General features: G+C 71.0%; 17 protein-coding genes. 5 read left to right on the plus strand and 12 right to left on the minus strand.

Going from position 1 to position 19,102, the window contains the following annotated elements; all coding sequences use genetic code 11:
* Positions 1 to 29: 29 nt before the first annotated feature.
* The 3 genes from HNR57_RS28385 (at position 30) to HNR57_RS28395 (ending at position 3,423) form a co-directional block, all read left to right on the plus strand.
* Complete coding sequence (locus HNR57_RS28385) at positions 30 to 725, plus strand: hypothetical protein (protein ID WP_184564280.1); 696 nt, start codon at positions 30 to 32, stop codon at positions 723 to 725.
* A 116-nt stretch (positions 726 to 841) separates the two neighbouring features.
* Positions 842 to 1,660 carry a thioredoxin domain-containing protein gene (locus HNR57_RS28390; protein WP_184564282.1) on the plus strand — a complete coding sequence of 273 codons (819 nt, stop codon included), beginning with the start codon at positions 842 to 844 and terminating at the stop codon, positions 1,658 to 1,660.
* A gap of 92 nt (positions 1,661 to 1,752) precedes the next feature.
* The gene (locus HNR57_RS28395; protein ID WP_184564284.1) at positions 1,753 to 3,423 is read left to right on the plus strand and encodes an alkaline phosphatase D family protein; all 1,671 of its coding nucleotides are present in this window, start codon (positions 1,753 to 1,755) and stop codon (positions 3,421 to 3,423) included.
* A 6-nt stretch (positions 3,424 to 3,429) separates the two neighbouring features.
* On the opposite strand, the gene HNR57_RS28400 is transcribed toward HNR57_RS28395, so the two are convergent.
* Positions 3,430 to 4,044 (minus strand): dienelactone hydrolase family protein, encoded by a 615-nt coding sequence (locus HNR57_RS28400; protein WP_313674997.1) that lies wholly within the window; start codon positions 4,042 to 4,044, stop codon positions 3,430 to 3,432.
* A 62-nt stretch (positions 4,045 to 4,106) separates the two neighbouring features.
* On the opposite strand from HNR57_RS28400, the gene HNR57_RS28405 reads away from it, so the two are divergent.
* Positions 4,107 to 5,246: a mechanosensitive ion channel family protein gene (locus tag HNR57_RS28405; RefSeq protein ID WP_184564288.1), complete on the plus strand. Its 1,140-nt coding sequence runs from the start codon at positions 4,107 to 4,109 to the stop codon at positions 5,244 to 5,246.
* Between the two features lie 64 nt (positions 5,247 to 5,310).
* Here HNR57_RS28405 and HNR57_RS28410 read toward each other — a convergent pair whose 3' ends face one another.
* The 6 genes from HNR57_RS28410 to HNR57_RS28435 all read right to left on the minus strand — a co-directional run bounded on the left by HNR57_RS28410 (position 5,311) and on the right by HNR57_RS28435 (position 11,416).
* Positions 5,311 to 6,051, minus strand: a complete 741-nt coding sequence (locus HNR57_RS28410) for an SDR family NAD(P)-dependent oxidoreductase (protein ID WP_184564290.1) — start codon at positions 6,049 to 6,051, stop codon at positions 5,311 to 5,313.
* 63 nt (positions 6,052 to 6,114) lie between these two features.
* The gene (locus HNR57_RS28415; protein WP_184564292.1) at positions 6,115 to 7,701 is read right to left on the minus strand and encodes a Na+/H+ antiporter; all 1,587 of its coding nucleotides are present in this window, start codon (positions 7,699 to 7,701) and stop codon (positions 6,115 to 6,117) included.
* Positions 7,702 to 7,796: 95 nt separating this feature from the next.
* Entirely contained in the window at positions 7,797 to 8,264 is a 468-nt protein-coding gene (locus tag HNR57_RS28420; RefSeq protein WP_184564294.1) for a GNAT family N-acetyltransferase, read from the minus strand.
* Positions 8,261 to 9,205 carry an RluA family pseudouridine synthase gene (locus HNR57_RS28425; RefSeq protein ID WP_033312665.1) on the minus strand — a complete coding sequence of 315 codons (945 nt, stop codon included), beginning with the start codon at positions 9,203 to 9,205 and terminating at the stop codon, positions 8,261 to 8,263. The genes HNR57_RS28420 and HNR57_RS28425 overlap by 4 nt, the downstream gene beginning before the upstream one ends.
* Positions 9,206 to 9,248: 43 nt before the next feature.
* Positions 9,249 to 9,854: a signal peptidase II gene (gene lspA, locus HNR57_RS28430; RefSeq protein ID WP_184564296.1), complete on the minus strand. Its 606-nt coding sequence runs from the start codon at positions 9,852 to 9,854 to the stop codon at positions 9,249 to 9,251.
* A gap of 89 nt (positions 9,855 to 9,943) precedes the next feature.
* Positions 9,944 to 11,416, minus strand: a complete 1,473-nt coding sequence (locus HNR57_RS28435; protein ID WP_221343080.1) for a TraR/DksA family transcriptional regulator — start codon at positions 11,414 to 11,416, stop codon at positions 9,944 to 9,946.
* 612 nt (positions 11,417 to 12,028) lie between these two features.
* Here HNR57_RS28435 and ileS point away from each other — a divergent pair.
* Positions 12,029 to 15,172: an isoleucine--tRNA ligase gene (gene ileS, locus HNR57_RS28440; RefSeq protein ID WP_184564298.1), complete on the plus strand. Its 3,144-nt coding sequence runs from the start codon at positions 12,029 to 12,031 to the stop codon at positions 15,170 to 15,172.
* Between the two features lie 166 nt (positions 15,173 to 15,338).
* On the opposite strand, the gene HNR57_RS28445 is transcribed toward ileS, so the two are convergent.
* The 5 genes from HNR57_RS28445 to pgeF all read right to left on the minus strand — a co-directional run bounded on the left by HNR57_RS28445 (position 15,339) and on the right by pgeF (position 19,101).
* Positions 15,339 to 16,460 (minus strand): DivIVA domain-containing protein, encoded by a 1,122-nt coding sequence (locus HNR57_RS28445; protein WP_184564300.1) that lies wholly within the window; start codon positions 16,458 to 16,460, stop codon positions 15,339 to 15,341.
* Positions 16,461 to 16,515: 55 nt separating this feature from the next.
* Entirely contained in the window at positions 16,516 to 16,803 is a 288-nt protein-coding gene (locus HNR57_RS28450) for a YggT family protein (protein ID WP_184564302.1), read from the minus strand.
* A gap of 69 nt (positions 16,804 to 16,872) precedes the next feature.
* Complete coding sequence (locus HNR57_RS28455) at positions 16,873 to 17,514, minus strand: cell division protein SepF (protein WP_102907744.1); 642 nt, start codon at positions 17,512 to 17,514, stop codon at positions 16,873 to 16,875.
* A 129-nt stretch (positions 17,515 to 17,643) separates the two neighbouring features.
* On the minus strand, positions 17,644 to 18,363 hold the full coding sequence (locus tag HNR57_RS28460; protein ID WP_184564304.1) for a YggS family pyridoxal phosphate-dependent enzyme: 720 nt from the start codon (positions 18,361 to 18,363) through the stop codon (positions 17,644 to 17,646).
* A 6-nt stretch (positions 18,364 to 18,369) separates the two neighbouring features.
* Positions 18,370 to 19,101, minus strand: a complete 732-nt coding sequence (pgeF, locus tag HNR57_RS28465) for a peptidoglycan editing factor PgeF (RefSeq protein ID WP_184564305.1) — start codon at positions 19,099 to 19,101, stop codon at positions 18,370 to 18,372.
* Between the last annotated feature and the right edge of the window lies 1 nt (position 19,102).

Here is a 19,102-nt window from a genome sequence, read left to right on the forward strand (position 1 = left end):
CGGCCCTCATGACAGACTCTCCTTTCGCTATGGACATATCCGGGATCCCCCTCAGAGCCGTACGCGCGGCGCTGTTCACGGCCGTGGTCGTGACGCTCAGCACCGCGTCGCACGTGCTGCTGTCCCGGGTCCCGCTGCCGGTGGGCACGGTGGCCGCGGTCGCCGTCGGCGTGTTCGTGATCGCGTTCGCCCTGGCGGGCCGGGAGCGCTCCTTCGGGAGGATCGCGGCCCTGCTGATCCCGCTGGAACTGGCCGCCGACACGGTGTTCACCACCGGCCAGCACGCCTGTTACGGCCGCGCGGGCGGCCCGGTCGCCGGGCCCCTGCGCTCGGTCGGCCTGGACGTCCTCTGCGGCGGCGGAGAGGTCGGCACCCCCCTGGCGCGGATGGCCGGGGCCACCGGCACCGAGCGGCTGGCGGCCGCGGTCGCCCATGCCGAACCGGCCACGGCGTGGCTGCTGCTCGGCGCGCACATCGGTGTCGGGCTCCTCGCCGCCGTCTGGCTGCGCCGCGGCGAGCGGGCCCTGGCCCAGCTGCTGCGGGCGGTGACGGCGACGACGTTCCGGCCGCTACTGCTGGCGGTCGCCGCGGTCGCGGTGGAGCGGGCCCCGGCCGGGCGGCGCCTGCCGGCGCGTGCCGCCGACCGCACGCCCTCGGCGCGCGACCGGGTCCTCGCGCACTCCCTGGGGCGGCGTGGACCGCCGTGCTCGCCCGCCTTCGCGTAAGGCACGCACCGTCGCGGGAGGCTCCTGCGCCCCCCTGCGGCCCTTTCGAGCACCAGCAGTCCCTCATACGTATCCCGCACACACAGGTGTGCGCGTCCCCCACGGAGAACATCACCATGAGCAAGCGGAACAGCCAGGCGGCGAAGACGGCGGCCCGCGAGCGGCTGCGCGTCGAGCGTGAGCGCGAGGCCAAGCGGGCGAAGACCAAGCGGCAGGTCATCGTCGCCTGCTCGATCGTCGGCGTCCTGGCGATAGCCGGCGGCATCGGCTACGCCGTCGTCCAGGCCAACAAGCCCACCCACTGGGAGGCGGTCAAGGACGAGAAGGTCGTCACCCCGGCCAACACCACGGGCACCGACGGCACCACGGTCGTTATCGGCAAGGACTCGGCGAAGAAGACGCTGAAGATCTACGAGGACCCTCGCTGCCCCGTGTGCGCCCAGTTCGAGCAGACCGTCGGCCCGACCGTGAAGAAGGACATCGACGACGGCAAGTACAAGATGCAGTTCGTCGGCGCCACCTTCATCGACAACAAGGACAACGGCGAGGGCTCCAAGAACGCCATGAGCGCCCTGGGCGCCGCGCTGAACGTGAGCGACGCGGCGTTCCTCGACTACAAGGCCGCGCTGTACTCGGCGAAGTACCACCCCGAGGAGACGACCGACAAGTTCAAGGACGACAGCTACCTCATCAAGGTCGCGGACACCGTCCCCGAGCTGAAGGGCAACAAGAAGTTCCAGGACGCGGTCGAGAAGGGCACCTACGACGCCTGGGCGATGGCCATGTCGAAGACCTTCGACGACAACAAGGAGGGCGTGAAGGGCACCCCTGGCTTCGTCATGGACGGCAAGCAGCTCACCGCCGACAGCCAGGGCACACCGCTGATGACGGTGGCCGACTTCAACCGGGTCGTGGGCGAGGCCCTCAAGAAGTGACGGCAGGTCAGGCACCGGCCGGCATGTGAAGAGCGGGCGAACTTCCGGAGTTCGCCCGCTCCGCCGCATACCGACCAGTAACCTGATCGGTCGTGACCAGTCGATACAGATCATCGAATACGTCAGAGGGGCTCAACTCCCTCACCCCACGCCGCCGTACGGTCGTCAAGGCCGCGGCGGCGACCGCTGTCCTGGCCGGCCCGCTGGCGGCGACCCTGCCCGCGCGCGCCGTCGAGCAGGCTCCGGCCTTCCTGCACGGCGTCGCCTCCGGAGACCCGCTGCCGGACGGCGTCCTGCTGTGGACCCGCGTCACCCCGGTACCGGAGGCGATACCCGGCTCCGGAGCCGGCCCGGACACCGAGGTGAGCTGGGTCGTCGCCGAGGACAAGGCGTTCACCACCGTCGTCGCCAAGGGCTCGACCACCGCCACGGCCGCCTCCGACCACACCGTGAAGGCCGATGTCCGCGGCCTCAAGCCGGGCACCGACTACTGGTTCCGCTTCTCCGCCGGCGGCACCGACTCCCCCGCCGCACGCACCCGTACCGCCCCGGCCCACGACGCCGCCGTCCCGGGCCTGCGCTTCGGCGTGGTCTCCTGCGCCAACTGGGAAGCGGGCTTCTTCTCCTCGTACCGCCATCTCGCGGCCCGCGGTGACCTGGACGCCTGGCTGCACCTCGGCGACTACATCTACGAGTACGGCACCGGCGAGTACGGCACCCGCGGCAAGGTCGTCCGCCCGCACGCCCCGGCGCACGAGATCGTCACGCTGGCCGACTACCGCACCCGGCACGCGCGGTACAAGACCGACCCGGACCTCCAGGCGCTGCACGCCACGGCCCCGGTCGTCGCGATCTGGGACGACCACGAGTTCGCCAACGACGGCTGGGCGGGCGGCGCCGAGAACCACACTGAGGGCGCCGAGGGCACCTGGTCCGCCCGTCAGGCCGCCGCCAAGCAGGCCTACTTCGAGTGGATGCCGGTGCGCCCGGCGATCGCGGGCACCACCTACCGGCGGCTGCGCTTCGGCAAGCTCGCCGACCTGTCGCTGCTGGACCTGCGCTCCTTCCGCTCGCAGCAGGTCAAGGTCGGCAACGGCGAGGTCGACGACCCGGACCGCACCCTCACCGGCCGTGCCCAGCTGGACTGGCTCAAGGCGGGTCTGACGTCGTCCGACACCACCTGGCGGCTGGTCGGCAACTCGGTGATGATCTCGCCGTTCGCCATCGGCTCGCTCTCCGCCGACCTGCTGAAGCCGCTGGCCAAGCTGCTGGGCCTGCCGCAGGAGGGCCTCGCCCTCAACACCGACCAGTGGGACGGCTACACCGACGACCGCCGCGAGATCCTGGCGCACCTGCGGACGAACGCGATCCGCAACACCGTCTTCCTCACCGGCGACATCCACATGGCCTGGGCCAACGACGTGCCGGTGGACGCCGGTACGTACCCGCTGTCCCCGTCGGCCGCCACGGAATTCGTCGTCACGTCGGTGACCTCCGACAACCTCGACGACATCGTCAAGGTCCCGGAGGGCACGGTCTCCGCGGTCGCCGCGCCGGTCATCCGCGCGGCCAACCGCCATGTCCACTGGGTCGACACCGACCGGCACGGCTTCGGCGTCCTGGACATCACGGCCGAGCGCGCGCAGATGGACTACTACGTCGTCTCCGACCGCACGAAGCGCGACGCGACCGCCAAGTGGTCCCGCTCGTACCGCACCCGCAGCGGTACGCAGAAGGTCGAGCGCTCCTACGACCCGGTGTAACCGCCGCTACAGGGTTTCGAGGAAGCCGAGCGCCACCCGCCAGGTGGCCTCGGCGGCCTCCTCGTCGTAGTCCGGCAGGTCGGGGTCGGTGTAGAGGTGGCCGGCCCCGGCGTACCGGTACACCTCGACGTCGGCGCCGGTGCGGCCCATCTGGAGGTACCAGGCGCTGAGCCAGTCGTCCGTCTCGAAGGGGTCCGGCTCGGCCACGTGCAGCTGGACCGGCAGGTCCTCGGCCGTGACGTCGGGCGCGATGTCCGACGTGCCGTGCAGGAGCAGCAGGCCGCGCGCCTTGTCGTCGCCGAGGGCGAGGGTCTGGGCGATGGAGGCGCCGAGCGAGAACCCGGCGTACACCAGCCCGCGCTCGGAGTAGGGAGCGGCGGCCAGCACGGCGCGCTTCAGCAACTCCTCCTTGCCGATCTTCTCCTGCTGCTCCATGCCCTCCTCGACCGTGTCGAACGTACGCCCCTCGAAGAGGTCGGGCGTCCACACCTCGTGTCCGGCCGCGCGCAGTCTGTCAGCGGCCTGGAGCACCGCGGGCCGCAGACCCTGGGTCGAGTGGAACAGCATGATGTTCATGAGGCCATGGTGCCAGCCGGGTGTGACAAGCCGGGATCCCGGCACTACCCACGACGCAGCGGAAGTCACATGTTCATGCACCCCGATGGCCGGTTAGGTTCGGTGGCATGGAGAACCTGCTACGACCGCTGATCGTGGTCGGTGGCTCGGTCGTGCTCACGCTGGTGATCGGCTGGGCCACCGACTTCCTACTGCGCAAGGCCGACGAACGGCACCACGAGACCCCGCTGTGGGGTCTGCTCCGCCGTGGCCGCATCCCGTACATGCTCGTCTTGTTCGCGGCCCTGCTGAGAGGGTCCTACGACGAGGCGGACCTGCTGGAGAGCCGCGCCGAAGGAGTCGGCCGGACGCTGACCCTGATACTGATCGGGTCGGCCGCCTGGCTGGTCATCCGTATCGCGGCGGCGATCGTCGAGACGTCGTACAGCCGGTACGCCAACGCCCGGGCCCATCGCGACCCGGCGAGGGTCCGCCGGGTGCGCACCCAGGTGACGCTGATCATGCGGGTGGTGTCCGCGATCGTCGGCGTGGTGGCCGCGGCGTCGATGCTGCTGACCTTCCCGGCGTTCCGGGCGGCGGGCGCCTCACTGCTGGCCTCGGCCGGCATCCTCGGCATCGTCGCCGGTGTCGCCGCGCAGTCCACACTGAGCAACATGTTCGCGGGGTTCCAGATCGCCTTCGGCGACATGGTGCGCATCGGGGACACCGTGGTGGTGGACGGCGAGTGGGGCACGGTCGAGGAGATCACCCTGACCTTCCTGACCGTCCACACCTGGGACGAGCGGCGCATCACCATGCCGGTGTCGTACTTCACGTCCAAGCCGTTCGAGAACTGGTCGCGCGGCACCCCGCAGATGACGGGCATCGTCTTCTGGCACCTCGACCACTCCGCACCCGTGGAGGCGATGCGCGACAAGCTCCGCGACATCCTGCGCGAGTGCCCGGCCTGGGACGGCCGCGCCTACAACCTGTCGGTCACGGACACCACCCCGAGCACCATGCAGGTGCGCGCTCTGGTGACGGCCAAGGACGCGGACGACATCTGGACGGTGCGGGTCACGGTCCGCGAGCAGATGATCGGCTGGCTGGCCGACGAGCACCCGTACGCCCTGCCCCGGGTCAACACGGCCGACGCGATCCTTCCGCCGCTCTACAACGCCAACGGCCACCGCTCGTCCCCGGACGGCGTACCGGCCCAGCAGCGCCGCTACCACGGCAATCACGACTCGGGACGGCCGGAGCGCTGATCCCGGACACGGAAGGCAGGAGGGGCTCCCCGCGCCGCGGGGAGCCCCTCCTGCCTTCCGCCGGTCAGTGGCCGCGTTCGGCGCCTCCGTTGACCTGGATGATCTGCGAGGTGATGTGCCCGGCGCCCGGGGAGGCCAGCCAGTGCAGGGTCTCGGCGACGTCCCCCGGGGTGCCGGCCCGGCCGTTCGAGGTCTCACCGATGAGGCGCGCCCGCCGTTCCTCCGCCATCGCGTCCCCGAAGAACTCGGTGTCCTCGATGTACCCGGGCGCCACCACGTTCGCGGTGATGCCGCGCGGTCCCAGCTCCCGGGCCAGATCGTGGGCGTAGGGGTGCAGCCCCGCCTTGGCCGCCGCGTACGCCCCGCTCCCGGACCCCCGGTAGGCGGCGATGGAGCCGAGGAACAGCACCCGCCCGCCGGGCTCGGCGAGCCGCGGCTTCAGCGCCTCGGTGAGCAGTACCGCCGTCAGGGTGTTGAGCCGGAAGTTCACATTCCAGGTGTGCGCGACGGCCGCGAGCGGATCGTCCCCGGGGGCGTCCGGTTCGAGCAGCCCGTTGCCCCCGGCGCTGTGCACGAGCACGTCCACAGCCCCCAACTCCCGTTCCACGAAGGCCGCGACACCGCGCACGTCCTCCGGCTCGGCGAGATCGGCGGCGTACGTCAGCGCGCCGGGCACCCCGGCCTTCTCCAGCACGTCGGCCCGCCGCCCGAGCAGCAGCACCCGATCCCCGTCCGCGGCGAACACCCGGGCTGCCGCGAGCCCAATTCCCGTACCCCCGCCACTGATTACCACATTCCGTGCCATACGGCCGACCCTACGACTCCGCGACCACCCGCGGTCAAACCCGCAGCCGCGGCCGCCGGTGACTCACCGCAGGCTACGGACGTCGAGGTGCCGCAGAACCCGGTCGACCACCTCGGGATCCGCCCCAGGCTCGCTGCGCGCCGCCAGTACCTCGTGCCGCGCGGCGCTCAGCATCTCCTGCTGGATCCGACGCACCCGCTTCACCCGCCGGGCCCCCTCCCGGTACGCCTCCCGCCGCTCGTCCTCCGCCAGTTCGGGACTGATCCGCACCCCGATGTCGTAGGCCCGCCGCAGCATCTGCTCGGACAGCTCCTCCGGCAGTTCCTCGCTCCTCTCGATCTCCCGCAGCCGCTGCTTCGCCGCCTTGGCCGCGCGGATCGCCAGGTCCTTCGCGAACTCCTTCTCCTTGTCCGTGTCGGCCTTCACCCCGAGCCACCGCACCAGCCACGGCAGCGTCAGGCCCTGCAGCACCAGCGTCGCCATGATCACCCCGAACGCGATGAAGATGATCTCGTCCCGGCTGGGGAACGGTGTGCCCGCGTCGGTCTCCAGCGGAATGGCCAGCACCAGCGCGACCGAGGCCACCCCGCGCATCCCCGACCACCACATCACCACGGTCTCGCGCCAGCTCACCGGGATGTCCTCGTCGTAGTCCCGCCGCGCGTGCAGCCGTTTGGTCAGCCAGGTCGCCGGCAGCAGCCACAGCAGCCGGGCGAGCACGACGACGGCCACCACCACCGCCGCCCACCCCAGCAACTCGCCCCACCGCCCGGAGGCCGTGCGGATCGCGTTGTGCAGCTCCAGCCCGACCAGCCCGAACGCGACACCGGTGACGAGCGTGTCGACGATGTTCCAGAACGTGTGCCCGGCCAGCCGCGTCATGACGTCGTCGGCGTCCGAGCCGTACTCTGCGAGGAACAGCGCGGTGGTGAGCACGGCGAGCACCCCGGAGCCGTGCAACTCCTCGGCCATGACGTACGAGGCGTACGGCACCAGCAGGGTCAGCCCGATCTGCAGGGTCGCGTCGCCGAGCACCTCCATCAGCTTGTTCGCGCCCCAGCCCAGCGCGAGGCCCACGGCCACCGCCACCACGGCCGACAGCACCAGATCGAGCCCGGCCTTCCAGGGCGAGAACGTCCCGCTGACGGCCGCGGCGATCGCCACGTGGTAGAGGACGATGGCCGTCACGTCGTTGAACAGGCCCTCGCCCTCCAGGATCGACACCAGCCGGCGCGGCAGTCCCAGCTGCCCGGCCACGGCGGTCGCCGCGACCGGGTCCGGCGGCGCCACCAGCGCGCCCAGCGCGAACGCCGCGGCGAGCGGCAGCCCCGGCACGATCGCGTCGGCCACGGCGGCCACGCAGGCCATGGTGACGAACACCAGCGCCACGGCCAGCAGGAAGATCGGCCTCTTGTTCGCCGTGAACTGCCGCCAGGACGTGCGCCGCACGGCGGCGTACAGCAGGGGTGGCAACAGCAGAGGCAGGATCAGGTCCGGCGCGATCTCGACGTTCGGCACGAACGGCAGCAGCGCGAGGACTATCCCCAGGAGCGTCATCAGAACCGGCGCGGGCACCTTGAACCGGTCGCCCACGGGGACACTGATCACGGCCCCGAGCAGCAGCACGAACAGCAGGGCCAACTGATCCACGGTCAGCGCTCCGGGAGGTCAGACGTTCACACGGCTGACCTCAAGCCTGCCACGCAACTCCCGGGACAAACCGTTTCGGCACCCGGCACGCGGGGTCAAAGCGAGCGCCGCATCCCCTGGTGCGGAATGCCCGCCTCCATGTACTCGGGCCCGTACGGCTCATAGCCGAGCCGCGCGTAGAAGCCGAGCGCGTGCGTCTGCGCGTGCAGGTCCACGGCCGCGAGCCCCCGCGCGCGGGCCGCGTCCTCGACGGCCCGCACCAATGCGGCACCGACCCCGAGCCCGCGTGCGGCTCCCGTCACGGCGAGCCGGCCGAGGGAGCCCACGGACGGGCCTGCGCCGGTCTGCGCCACGGCCGCCTCCCCGTGCAGGAGCCGCCCCGTCCCGAGCGCCACGCCGTCCTGGCGGACCGCCAGCACATGGACCGCGCCGGCGTCGTACGCGTCGTACTCCAGGTCCTCCGGTACGCCCTGCTCGCCGACGAAGACCTCCTTGCGCACCGCGAAGCACGCCTCGCGGTCGGCCGGGTCCTCGGCGACCCGCACCACGTACGGGGTGCTCACGCGTACGTCTCCTCGCGGACCTGCTCCAGGGCCTTCTGCAGGTCCTCCGGGTAGTCGCAGGAGAACTCCGCCCACTGCCCGTCCCCGGGGTGCTCGAAGCCGAGCCGCACCGCGTGCAGCCACTGACGGGTCAGGCCCAGGCGCTTGGCGAGCGTCGGGTCGGCGCCGTAGGTGAGGTCGCCGACGCAGGGGTGCCGGTGGGCGGCCATGTGGACGCGGATCTGGTGCGTGCGGCCGGTCTCCAGCTTCACGTCCAGCAGGGAGGCCGCGCGGAACGCCTCGATGAGGTCGTAGTGCGTGACGGACGGCTTGCCCTCGGCGGTGACGGCCCACTTGTAGTCGTGCTGGGGGTGCCGGCCGATGGGCGCGTCGATGGTGCCGCTGGTCGGGTCGGGGTGGCCCTGGACGAGCGTGTGGTATCGCTTGTCGACCGTGCGCTCCTTGAACTGGCGCTTGAGCGAGGTGTAGGCGCGCTCCGACTTGGCGACCACCATGAGGCCCGAGGTGCCCACGTCGAGCCGGTGCACGATGCCCTGGCGCTCGGCGGCGCCGGAAGTGGAGATCCGGTACCCGGCGGCGGCCAGGCCCCCGATGACGGTGGGCCCGGTCCAGCCCGGCGAGGGGTGCGCGGCCACACCGACCGGCTTGACGATGACGACCACGTCATCGTCGTCGTGCACGATCTCCATGCCCTCGACCGGCTCGGCGACGACCTGCACCGGCGCGGGCGCCTGCGGCATCTCGACCTCCAGCCAGGCGCCGCCGTGCACGCGCTCCGACTTGCCGACCACCGACCCGTCGACCGTGACCTTCCCCGCGGCGGCGAGCTCGGCCGCCTTGGTACGGGAGAAGCCGAACATGCGGGAGATGGCGGCGTCGACGCGCTCGCCCTCCAGGCCGTCGGGCACGGGCAGGGTACGGATCTCGGGAAGCGTGCTCACCCGTCGAGTATGCCGGACGGCTCCGACAGGGCCGTACGCGCGCTCAGTCCTTGTGGACGGTCCCGTCCGGGTCGAGGCCCCTGAACGACAGCAGCACGATCAGGATGCCGCCGCACACGATCGCCGAGTCGGCCAGGTTGAAGACGGCGAAGTGCTTGGGTGCGATGAAGTCCACGACCGCGCCCTCGAAGACGCCCGGCGCCCGGAAGATCCGGTCCGTGAGGTTGCCCAGCGCACCGCCGAGCAGCAGGCCGAGCGCGATCGCCCAGGGCAGGCTGTAGAGCTTGCGGGCGAGGCGGGCGATCACCACGATCACCGCCGCCGCGATCATGGTGAAGATCACGGTGAAGGCCTCGCCGAAGCCGAAGGCCGCGCCCGCGTTGCGGATCGCCTCGAACTTCAGCCAGTCCCCGATGATCTCGATGGGCGGGTGGTGCTCCAGCTTGGCCACCACGATCATCTTGCTGATCAGGTCGAGGGCGTACGCGATCGAGGCGACGGCGAACAGCACCGCGATCCGGCGCCGGCCCCGGGGCCGCCCGGCGCCGGACTCCTCGGGCGGGGTGCCCTCGGAGTCGGGCCGTTCCCTGCCGCCCCCGGCCGCGTCCGGTGTGTCCGGCGTACCGATGATGCGCTCCGCCTCTGCCACGTGAGTCCCTCAACCTAGGTGCCTGACTGAGGACGAGGGTACGGCACACCCCGCACGTCCCACGTGCTCAGGAGACATTCGGCGGCCGGTCAGTACCGGCGCTCCTGCTTCTGCTTGCACTCCACGCAGAGCGTGGCCCGGGGGAAGGCCTGCATCCGCGCCTTGCCGATGGCGTTGCCGCAGTTCTCGCACAGGCCGTAGGTGCCCGCGTGCAGGCGTTCCAGGGCGCGCTCGGTCTGGATGAGCATTTCCCGTGCGTTGGCGGCGAGGGCCAGCTCGTGCTCACGGGTGATGTTCTTGGTGCCGGTGTCCGCCTGGTCGTCGCCCGCGCCGTCCCCGGAGTCCCGCATCAGACCGGCCAGCGACCGCTCCGACGACGTGATCTCCTCGCGCAGGCGGGTCTCCTCGGACGTCAGCTCGGACCGGGCCTCCTCGACCTCCTCCTCCGTCCAGGGGTCCTCGCCCGGGCGTACCGCCAGCTCACCGGGCTCCGCCGCGGCGATCCGCGCCTTCGGAACGGCGGTCTTCGCCGCCGTGGCCGTGCCAGGAGTCTTCTTAGCAACCACCGTCGTCGCTCCCGTCTGCCGGGCGGCCTCGGCCGCACCCGCCTTCTTGGCCGTGCTGCTCGCGGCCGTGTCCTGTGTGACCGCGCCGGTCCGGGCAGCGCCCTTGCCGGCCGCGCTCCTGGTGGTGCCCTTGCCTCCGGCGGCCTTCTGGGCCGGGGCCTTCTTGGCGCCGGCCTTCTTGGCCGCCGCCTTCCCCGCCGGGGCGGTCTTGCTGGCGGTGGCCTTTCCGGCAGTGGCCTTTCCGGCGGTGGCCTTTCCGGCCGAGGCGGTCTTCCGGACGGCCGCCTTCTTCCCCGCCGCCTTCCCGGCCGGTGCCCTGTCGGCCGATGCCTCGGCCGACTCCCCTGCGGCCTTGGCCGAAGCCTCATGGGCCGGCGCCTTGGCCCGCGCCTTCTTCCTCGCCGCCTCGGCCGGTGCCCCTTCCGCCGCCGTGGCCCGTGCCCTCTTCGCCGGTGCCTCGGCCGGTGGCCCGTCCGCCGATGTCTTGGCCCGTGCCTTCTTCGCCGGCGCCTTCACAGCTGATGCCTCATGGCCCGACGCCGTGGCCCGCGCCTTCTTCCTCGTCGCCTCCGCCGGTGCCCCGTCCGCCGAAGCCGCGGCCCGTGCCCTCTTCGCCGGTGCCTCGGCCGGTGGCCCGTCCGCCGACGCCTTCGCGCGTGCCTTCCCGGCCGGTTCCTTGGCCGTTGCCGCCCGGGTAGCGCTCTGCTGGGCCCCGGCCACTCCAGCCCCTGGCGGCTCAGGGCCGGATGACCGGGCTCCGGATGACCTGGTCCCGGATGGCTTGGCCGCGGCCTCGCGGCTCACGGCCCTCCTGCCCGCGGCCTGCCCCGTCGTGGTCCTCTCCTCGGCCGCCCTCCCCCGGCCCTCCTTCACCGCCCGCACAGCCGATCTGCCCTGCGTGGACTTCTTCCCGCCCACGTCCTTGGCCGCGCCGCCGGAGGCCTCCGCGGACCTGCCGGACGCCGGCTGCTGTACGGCGGTCTTCTTCGCCACCATGGCCGCGGCCCCTTCACATATTGTGACCTTGCACGCGAATCGTGCTGGGACGATAAATCGACTCGAGTCCCGCGGCAACGGGGCACACCGCCTGATTCGCCCACCTCGCGCACGCCGCGGCGAACCTGCATCCGTTGTGCCCAGCTCCCCGCCCGGTAATCCGCCGAGCCGGACGTCCCAGGATCCGAACACCTATACCACCCCATTAGGGTCATCAAACCCATTTCGCACTCCTCCCGGTACCCGCAGGCCCGGCGGCCCGGAAAACCGGTCGGCCGCCGTCCGCGCGGCGCCGTACACTGGGCGGAGCGAGAAGCGTGGATGGGGACGAGTAGCGACGTACGCAGCCCAGAGCGACCCGGGGACGGTGGAAGCCCGGGGGCCAGCGCGACGTGAAGATCACCCCGGAGCCGCCGGAAGAAAGCCGGAGCCACTGAGCGACGGCCGGTAGACCCGGCATCGCGACCCCAATGAGGGGGCTCACCGGCGCACACCCCGTGCCGGAGGGCCAAGGAGGGTGGTACCGCGGGAGCGCGCCGAAGGCGGCGCAGGCAGACGTAGCTCTCGTCCCTCCGGACGGAAGGCAGCAAGTCCGCCGGAGGAAGCCCGCTGATGACATCGCCGACGTACCGCCAGGTACCCGCCCAGGTCGACCTGCCCGCCCTCGAGCACGCCGTGCTCGACTTCTGGCGCGAGCAGAAGATCTTCGCCAAGAGCCTGGAGCAGTCCGAGGGCCGCCCCGAATGGGTGTTCTACGAGGGCCCGCCCACCGCCAACGGCATGCCGGGCGCCCACCACATCGAGGCCCGCGTCTTCAAGGACGTCTTCCCCCGCTTCCGCACCATGCGCGGCTACCACGTGGCCCGCAAGGCCGGCTGGGACTGCCACGGTCTCCCGGTGGAGCTCGCCGTCGAGAAGGAGCTCGGCTTCTCCGGCAAGCAGGACATCGAGGCGTACGGCATCGCGGAGTTCAACGAGAAGTGCCGCGAGTCGGTGACCCGGCACACGGACGCCTTCGAGGCGCTCACGACCCGCATGGGCTACTGGACGGACCTCCAGGACCCGTACCGCACGATGGACCCCGAGTACATCGAGTCGGTCTGGTGGTCGTTGAAGGAGATCTTCAACAAGGGCCTGCTGGTCCAGGACCACCGCGTCGCCCCCTGGTGCCCCCGCTGCGGCACGGGCCTGTCCGACCACGAGCTGGCGCAGGGCTACGAGACGGTCGTCGACCCGTCGGTCTTCGTCCGGTTCCCGCTCACCTCCGGCCCGCTGGCCGGCGAGGCAGCGCTCCTGGTGTGGACGACCACGCCCTGGACCCTGGTCTCCAACACGGCGGTCGCCGCACACCCCGAGGTCACCTACGTCGTCGCGACGAACGGCGAGGAGAAGCTCGTCGTCGCGGAGCCGCTGGTCGCCAAGGCCCTCGGCGAGGGCTGGGAGACCACCGGCCAGACCTTCACGGGCGCCGAGATGGAGCGCTGGACCTACCAGCGCCCGTTCGAGCTGGTCGAGTTCCCGGCCGAGGCCCACTTCGTCGTCAATGCCGAGTACGTCACCACCGAGGACGGCACGGGCCTGGTCCACCAGTCCCCCGCCTTCGGTGAGGACGACCTCAAGGTCTGCCGCTCCTACGGCCTGCCGGTCGTGAACCCGGTCCGCCCGGACGGGACCTTCGAGGAGGACGTCCCGCTCGTCGGCGGCGTCTTCTTCAAGAAGGCCGACGAGAAGCTCACCGCCGACCTCGACGAGCGCGGCCTGCTCTTCAAGCACATCCCCTACGAGCACAGCTACCCGCACTGCTGGCGCTGCCACACCGCGCTGCTCTACTACGCGCAGCCCTCCTGGTACATCCGCACCACGGCGCTCAAGGACCGCCTCCTCGCGGAGAACGAGCGCACCAACTGGTTCCCGGACACGGTCAAGAACGGCCGGTACGGCGACTGGCTGAACAACAACATCGACTGGGCCCTGTCCCGCAACCGCTACTGGGGTACTCCGCTGCCCATCTGGCGCTGCGAGGACGACCACCTCACCTGCGCCGGATCCCTCGCGGAGCTGACCGAGCTGACCGGCACGGACCAGTCGGGCCTGGATCCGCACCGCCCGTTCATCGACGACGTCACCTTCGCCTGCCCGCAGGGCGGCTGCGGAAAGACGGCCACGCGCGTACCCGAGGTGATCGACGCCTGGTACGACTCGGGTTCGATGCCGTTCGCGCAGTGGGGCTACCCGTACAAGAACAAGGAGCTGTTCGAGGCCCGCTACCCGGCGCAGTTCATCTGCGAGGCCATCGACCAGACCCGCGGCTGGTTCTACACGCTGATGGCGGTCGGCACGCTGGTCTTCGACAAGTCGTCCTACGAGAATGTCGTCTGCCTCGGCCACATCCTCGCCGAGGACGGCCGCAAGATGTCCAAGCACCTGGGCAACACCCTGGACCCGATCCCGCTCATGGACCGGCACGGCGCCGACGCGGTGCGCTGGTTCATGGCGGCCGGCGGCTCCCCCTGGGCGGCCCGCCGCGTGGGCCACGGCACCATCCAGGAGGTCGTCCGCAAGACCCTTCTGACGTACTGGAACACGGTCGCCTTCCAGGCCCTGTACGCCCGTACGTCGAACTGGGCCCCGTCCGGGGCCGACCCGGCCCCGGCCGACCGCCCGGTCCTGGACCGCTGGCTGCTGTCCGAACTGCACGCCCTCACCGACCAGGTCACCCAGGCGCTGGACGCCTACGACACCCAGCGCGCCGGCAAGCTGCTGTCCGCGTTCGTCGACGACCTGTCCAACTGGTACGTGCGCCGCTCGCGCCGCCGCTTCTGGCAGGGCGACAAGGCGGCGCTGCGCACCCTGCACGAGGTCGTCGAGACGGTCACGCAGCTGATGTCCCCGCTGACCCCGTTCATCACCGAGCGGGTCTGGCAGGACCTGATCGTCCCGGTCACCCCGGGCGCTCCGGAGTCGGTCCACCTGTCGTCCTGGCCGGAGGCGGACCTCACCGCCATCGACCCCGAGCTGTCGAAGCAGATGGTGCTGGTGCGCCGCCTGGTGGAGCTGGGCCGTGCCACGCGCGCGGAGTCGGGTGTCAAGACGCGCCAGCCGCTGTCCCGCGCGCTGATCGCGGCGACGGGCTTCGAGACGCTGGGCTCCGAACTGCGCACGCAGATCACGGAGGAGCTGAACGTCGAGTCGCTGGCGACCCTGAGCGAGGTCGGCGGCAGCCTGGTCGACACCACGGCGAAGGCCAACTTCCGCGCGCTGGGCAAGCGGTTCGGCAAGCGCGTCCAGGATGTGGCCAAGGCCGTCGCGAACGCGGACGCGGCCGCCCTGTCGCTGGCCCTGCGCGAGGGGACGGCGTCGGTCGAGGTGGACGGCGAGACCATCACGCTGGCCCCCGACGAGGTCATCATCACGGAGACCCCCCGCGAGGGCTGGTCGGTGGCCTCCGACTCGGGAGCGACGGTCGCCCTGGACCTGGAGATCACCGAGGAGCTCCGCCGCGCGGGTCTGGCCCGTGACGCGATCCGCCTGATCCAGGAGGCCCGCAAGAACAGCGGCCTCGACGTGGCCGACCGCATCGCACTGCGCTGGACGGCCACGGACCAGGCGACGGTGGCGGCCCTGACCGACCACGCCGGCCTGATCGCCGACGAGGTGCTGGCGACCGACTTCGCGCAGGGCGAGGCGGACGCCGGCTACGGCGCCCCGTTCACCGACGAGGGCCTCACCCTCACGTTCCGCCTGCGCAAGGCGTAACCCTCAAGCCGAAGGCCCGGACCCGCCAAAGATCTTGGTGGGTCCGGGCCTTCGGCGTTGCGTACGCACGAACGTGCGTGGCAAAAGGGCGGGGCCCCGGGTTCACACCCGGGGCCCCGCCCTGAACGCTGCCGACGTCTATGCCGTACTACTGGCCATCAGGCCGTCAGTTGTCATCCTCGTCGATCAGGAAGCCCCGCATGGGCGAGGGCGCCTGACCCATCGGCGACGGGCCCTGCGGACGCACCGGCGCCATCGGCTGGGTCATCGCCGGCGACATCTGCTGCTGGCCGCCGTAGGACGGGGCAGCCGGCGCGGGAGCGCCGCCCATCGTCGGGTTGCCGCCGCCGTAGGACGGGGCGCTCGCGCCGGCCGGAGCCATGGAGGGCGCCGGGGACGGCGGGAGGGACGCGGTCGCCGGGGTGCGCGGCGGGGCCAGCGAGTCGTCGGCCTGGGTCTCCAGCTGACGCAGCTGCGACTCCAGGTACGACTTCAGGCGCGTGCGGTACTCGCGCTCGAAGCCGCGCAGGTCCTCGACCTTGCGCTCCAGCGTGGCGCGGGCGGACTCCAGGGAGCCCATCGCGACGCGGTGCTTCTCCTGCGCGTCCCGCTCCAGGGCGTCGGCCTTGGCACGGGCGTCACGCTCCAGACCCTCGGCACGCGAACGCGCCTCGCCGACGATCTTGTTGGCCTCGGAACGGGCCTCGGCGATCGCCTGGTCGGCGGTCTGCTGGGCCAGCGAGAGGACACGGGCGGCGCTGTCGCCACCGGGGCCTCCCTGACCGGGGCCGCCCATCGGACCGCCCATGGGGCCGGGGCCGCCCATGGGGCCGCCCATCTGCTGCTGCATCGGGGGCTGGCCCATCGGACCCGGACCCTGGCCCATCGGGCCGGGACCCTGGGGTCCACCCTGACCGCCGGGACCGGCGGGCAGCTGCGGGGCACCGCTCGGCAGCTGGGGCGGACCACCCATGGGGCCACCCATCTGCTGCTGCGGCGGGCCCGATATGCCGGCGGGGACAGGACCACCCGGACCGCGCATGCCCTGCTGCTGTTGCTGCTGATCCTGCTGCGGCTCCGGAGGCTTGCGCATGTTCTGCTGGTTCTGCGCAGCAGCGCGCGTGGCCGCGGCCAGTTTGGCGCGCAGGTCCTCGTTCTCGCGGAGCAGGCGGGTCAGTTCGGCTTCGACCTCGTCGAGGAAGGCATCGACCTCGTCCTCGTCATAGCCTTCTCGGAGGCGGACGGTCGTGAACTGCTTGTTCCGCACGTCCTCGGGGGTCAACGGCATCTCTTCACCTCAACGTAGTCGTCGGCATTCGGCAAGACCGTATCTGTCACATCGCTCACATCGCGCTCCGCACGACGGTGATCAGGATGTAAACGATGATCATCAAAACGAAGAAGGACAGGTCGAGCGCCACGCCCCCGAGACGCAGCGGCGGGATGACCCGCCGCAGAAGCTTGAGCGGTGGATCAGTGGCAGTGTAGGTGGCCTCCAGAACGACCACCATCGCCTTGCCGGGTTGCCATGAGCGGGCGAACTGGAAGACGTAGTCCATGACCAACCGGAAAATGAGCACGATGAGGAAGACCATCAGCGCGATGTAGAGAACCTGCAGAACCACGCCCATGACCTGTTGCTTCCCTCTCCCCTGTGCCCTGCTGTGCACTGTTGTGCACTGTGCTTCCGGTGTTGCGTCTCAGCTCTGGTTGAAGAACCCGCCCTCTGCGATGCGGGCCTTGTCCTCCGCCGTGACATCGACGTTAGCAGGCGACAACAGGAACACCTTCTGCGTCACCCGCTCGATACTGCCGTGAAGACCAAACACCAGACCGGCCGCAAAGTCGACAAGTCGCTTCGCATCTGTGTCGTCCATCTCAGTCAAGTTCATGATCACCGGGGTGCCTTCACGGAAGTGTTCCCCGATGGTACGGGCCTCGTTGTAGGTCCGTGGGTGAAGCGTGGTGATCCGGTAAGGCTCTCGTTCGGACACGACCTTGGGCATGATCACCGGTGCGTTCTTCTCCAGACTTGCGCGTTCTTGTGTGATGGATGCCACGGGCGCGATGCGCGCCGGGCGGCTGGATTCCGCGGGGAGCGAAGCGGAGCGGGCGGCCGGTTCGCGGGGCGCGGGCGGCTGTACGACTCGTACCTCTTCGTCCCTTTGGGGCTGATGTGAGACGTGTGGCTGATGGGACGGCTCGTGCCGTCGGTGGTCCCGCTCGGGCTCCGGGTCCAGTTCGGGTTCGAAGTCGTCGTCGGGGTCGAATCCGCGGCCGTCGTACCCATCGTCCTCCACGAGGCCGAGGTAGACCGCCATCTTGCGCATCGCGCCGGCCATGCTCTGAGTCCTCCGCTCTGTGGTGGATCGGCTGACGACTGCCAAGTGCCCGCGATCCACGAGGTCCTTGAATCCGCCTATCGGCGGCAATGACCATATTTTCTGCTGTGGTCCGACTTCTTGGCGACGTTACCCGAGCCTGGGGCGGACTCCGAGTACCGCGCTGCCGACGCGCACATGTGTCGCTCCGGCCGTCACGGCCTGCTCGAGGTCCGTACTCATCCCTGCCGAGACCATGGTGGCAGCCGGATGACTCCGGCGCAGGTCGGTCGACAAAACCATCAGCCGCTCGAAGGCAGCCTGTTCGCGTCCCGCGTACTCCCCGGTGAGCGGCGCGACGGTCATCAGCCCGTCGAGCCGGAGCCCCGGGGCCCCGGCCACGAGATCGGCCAACTCCCCGATGCCGCCGGGCCCGGTCCCGCCCCGCTCGCCCCGGCCGCTCTCGCCGGCGTCGAGTGCGACCTGGAGGAGGCACCCCAGTTCCCGCCCGGCCCGGACCGCCTCCTTCGACAGGGCGGAGACGAGCCTGGAACGGTCGACGGACTGCACGAAATCCGCGTAACCGGCCACCGATCGCACCTTGTTGGTCTGGAGTTGACCCACAAAGTGCCAGGTGAGGGGCAGATCCGAGCAGGCTTCGGCCTTGGGGGCCGCGTCCTGGTCGCGATTCTCGGCGACGTGCCGCACGCCGAGTCCGGCGAGGATCCGCACGTCGCTCGCGGGGTAGGTCTTGGTGACCACGATGAGGGTCACCTCGTCGCGCGCCCGCCCCGCCGCGGTGCACGCGTCGGCGATACGCCGTTCCACTTTCGCCAGATTCGCGGCGATTTCGTCCTTACGGTCCGTCATGTCCTGTCAGTCCAGCCACACATAACCCGCGAGCCGACCGGTGGTGCGGTCGCGGCGGTACGAGAAGTGATCGCGCGACTCCAGCGTGCACACCGGCGACTGCTCCCGGTCGCGCACCCCGAGCCGTTCCAGCTGGGCGTGCACTCCGGCGCTCACGTCGACCGCCGGTGTGCCCCAACTCGTCTCGGCGTACGCCGCCGGCTCGACGGCGGACACCTCGGCGCGCATCGCCTCGGGCACTTCGTAACACCGGCCGCAGACGGTGGGCCCGGTACGGGCGACGATCCGGGACGGCTCGGCGCCCAGGTCCGTCATCGCGCGTAGCGCGGCCGGGACCACTCCGGCGATCATGCCGGGCCGGCCCGCGTGGGCCGCGGCGGCGACACCGGCGACGGGGTCGGCCAGCAGCACCGGCACGCAGTCGGCGGTGAGTACGGCAAGGGCGAGCCCCCGGCGCGTGGTGACGATCGCGTCGACCGACGGGATCGGGGCCGAAGATCCCCACGGCCCGTCCACCACCGCGACGTCGGCCCCGTGCACCTGGTTCATCCAGACCACCCGGTCCGGCTCGATGCCGAGCGACTTGGCGGCCAGGTCCCGGTTGGTGCGTACGGCGTCGGGATCGTCGCCGACCGCTCCGCCGAGGTTGAGCTCCTCATACGGAGCGGCGCTCACCCCGCCCCACCGGTCGGTGAAGCCGAAGTGCGCGCCGCTCGCGCTTTCGCGCTGTCCTATCACG

This window comes from Streptomyces paradoxus (assembly GCF_014202475.1).
Taxonomy (GTDB): Bacteria; Actinomycetota; Actinomycetes; order Streptomycetales; family Streptomycetaceae; genus Streptomyces; species Streptomyces paradoxus.

Coding starts and splice junctions, on each gene's coding strand:
- HNR57_RS28460 (WP_184564304.1), bottom strand. CDS start 18,363: ATGACGGACCGTAAGGACGAAATCGCCGCGAATCTGGCGAAAGTGGAA.
- HNR57_RS28435 (WP_221343080.1), bottom strand. CDS start 11,416: ATGGTGGCGAAGAAGACCGCCGTACAGCAGCCGGCGTCCGGCAGGTCC.
- HNR57_RS28450 (WP_184564302.1), bottom strand. CDS start 16,803: ATGGGCGTGGTTCTGCAGGTTCTCTACATCGCGCTGATGGTCTTCCTC.
- HNR57_RS28410 (WP_184564290.1), bottom strand. CDS start 6,051: ATGGCACGGAATGTGGTAATCAGTGGCGGGGGTACGGGAATTGGGCTC.
- HNR57_RS28455 (WP_102907744.1), bottom strand. CDS start 17,514: ATGGCCGGCGCGATGCGCAAGATGGCGGTCTACCTCGGCCTCGTGGAG.
- ileS (WP_184564298.1), top strand. CDS start 12,029: ATGACATCGCCGACGTACCGCCAGGTACCCGCCCAGGTCGACCTGCCC.
- HNR57_RS28390 (WP_184564282.1), top strand. CDS start 842: ATGAGCAAGCGGAACAGCCAGGCGGCGAAGACGGCGGCCCGCGAGCGG.
- HNR57_RS28445 (WP_184564300.1), bottom strand. CDS start 16,460: ATGCCGTTGACCCCCGAGGACGTGCGGAACAAGCAGTTCACGACCGTC.
- HNR57_RS28385 (WP_184564280.1), top strand. CDS start 30: ATGGACATATCCGGGATCCCCCTCAGAGCCGTACGCGCGGCGCTGTTC.
- HNR57_RS28405 (WP_184564288.1), top strand. CDS start 4,107: ATGGAGAACCTGCTACGACCGCTGATCGTGGTCGGTGGCTCGGTCGTG.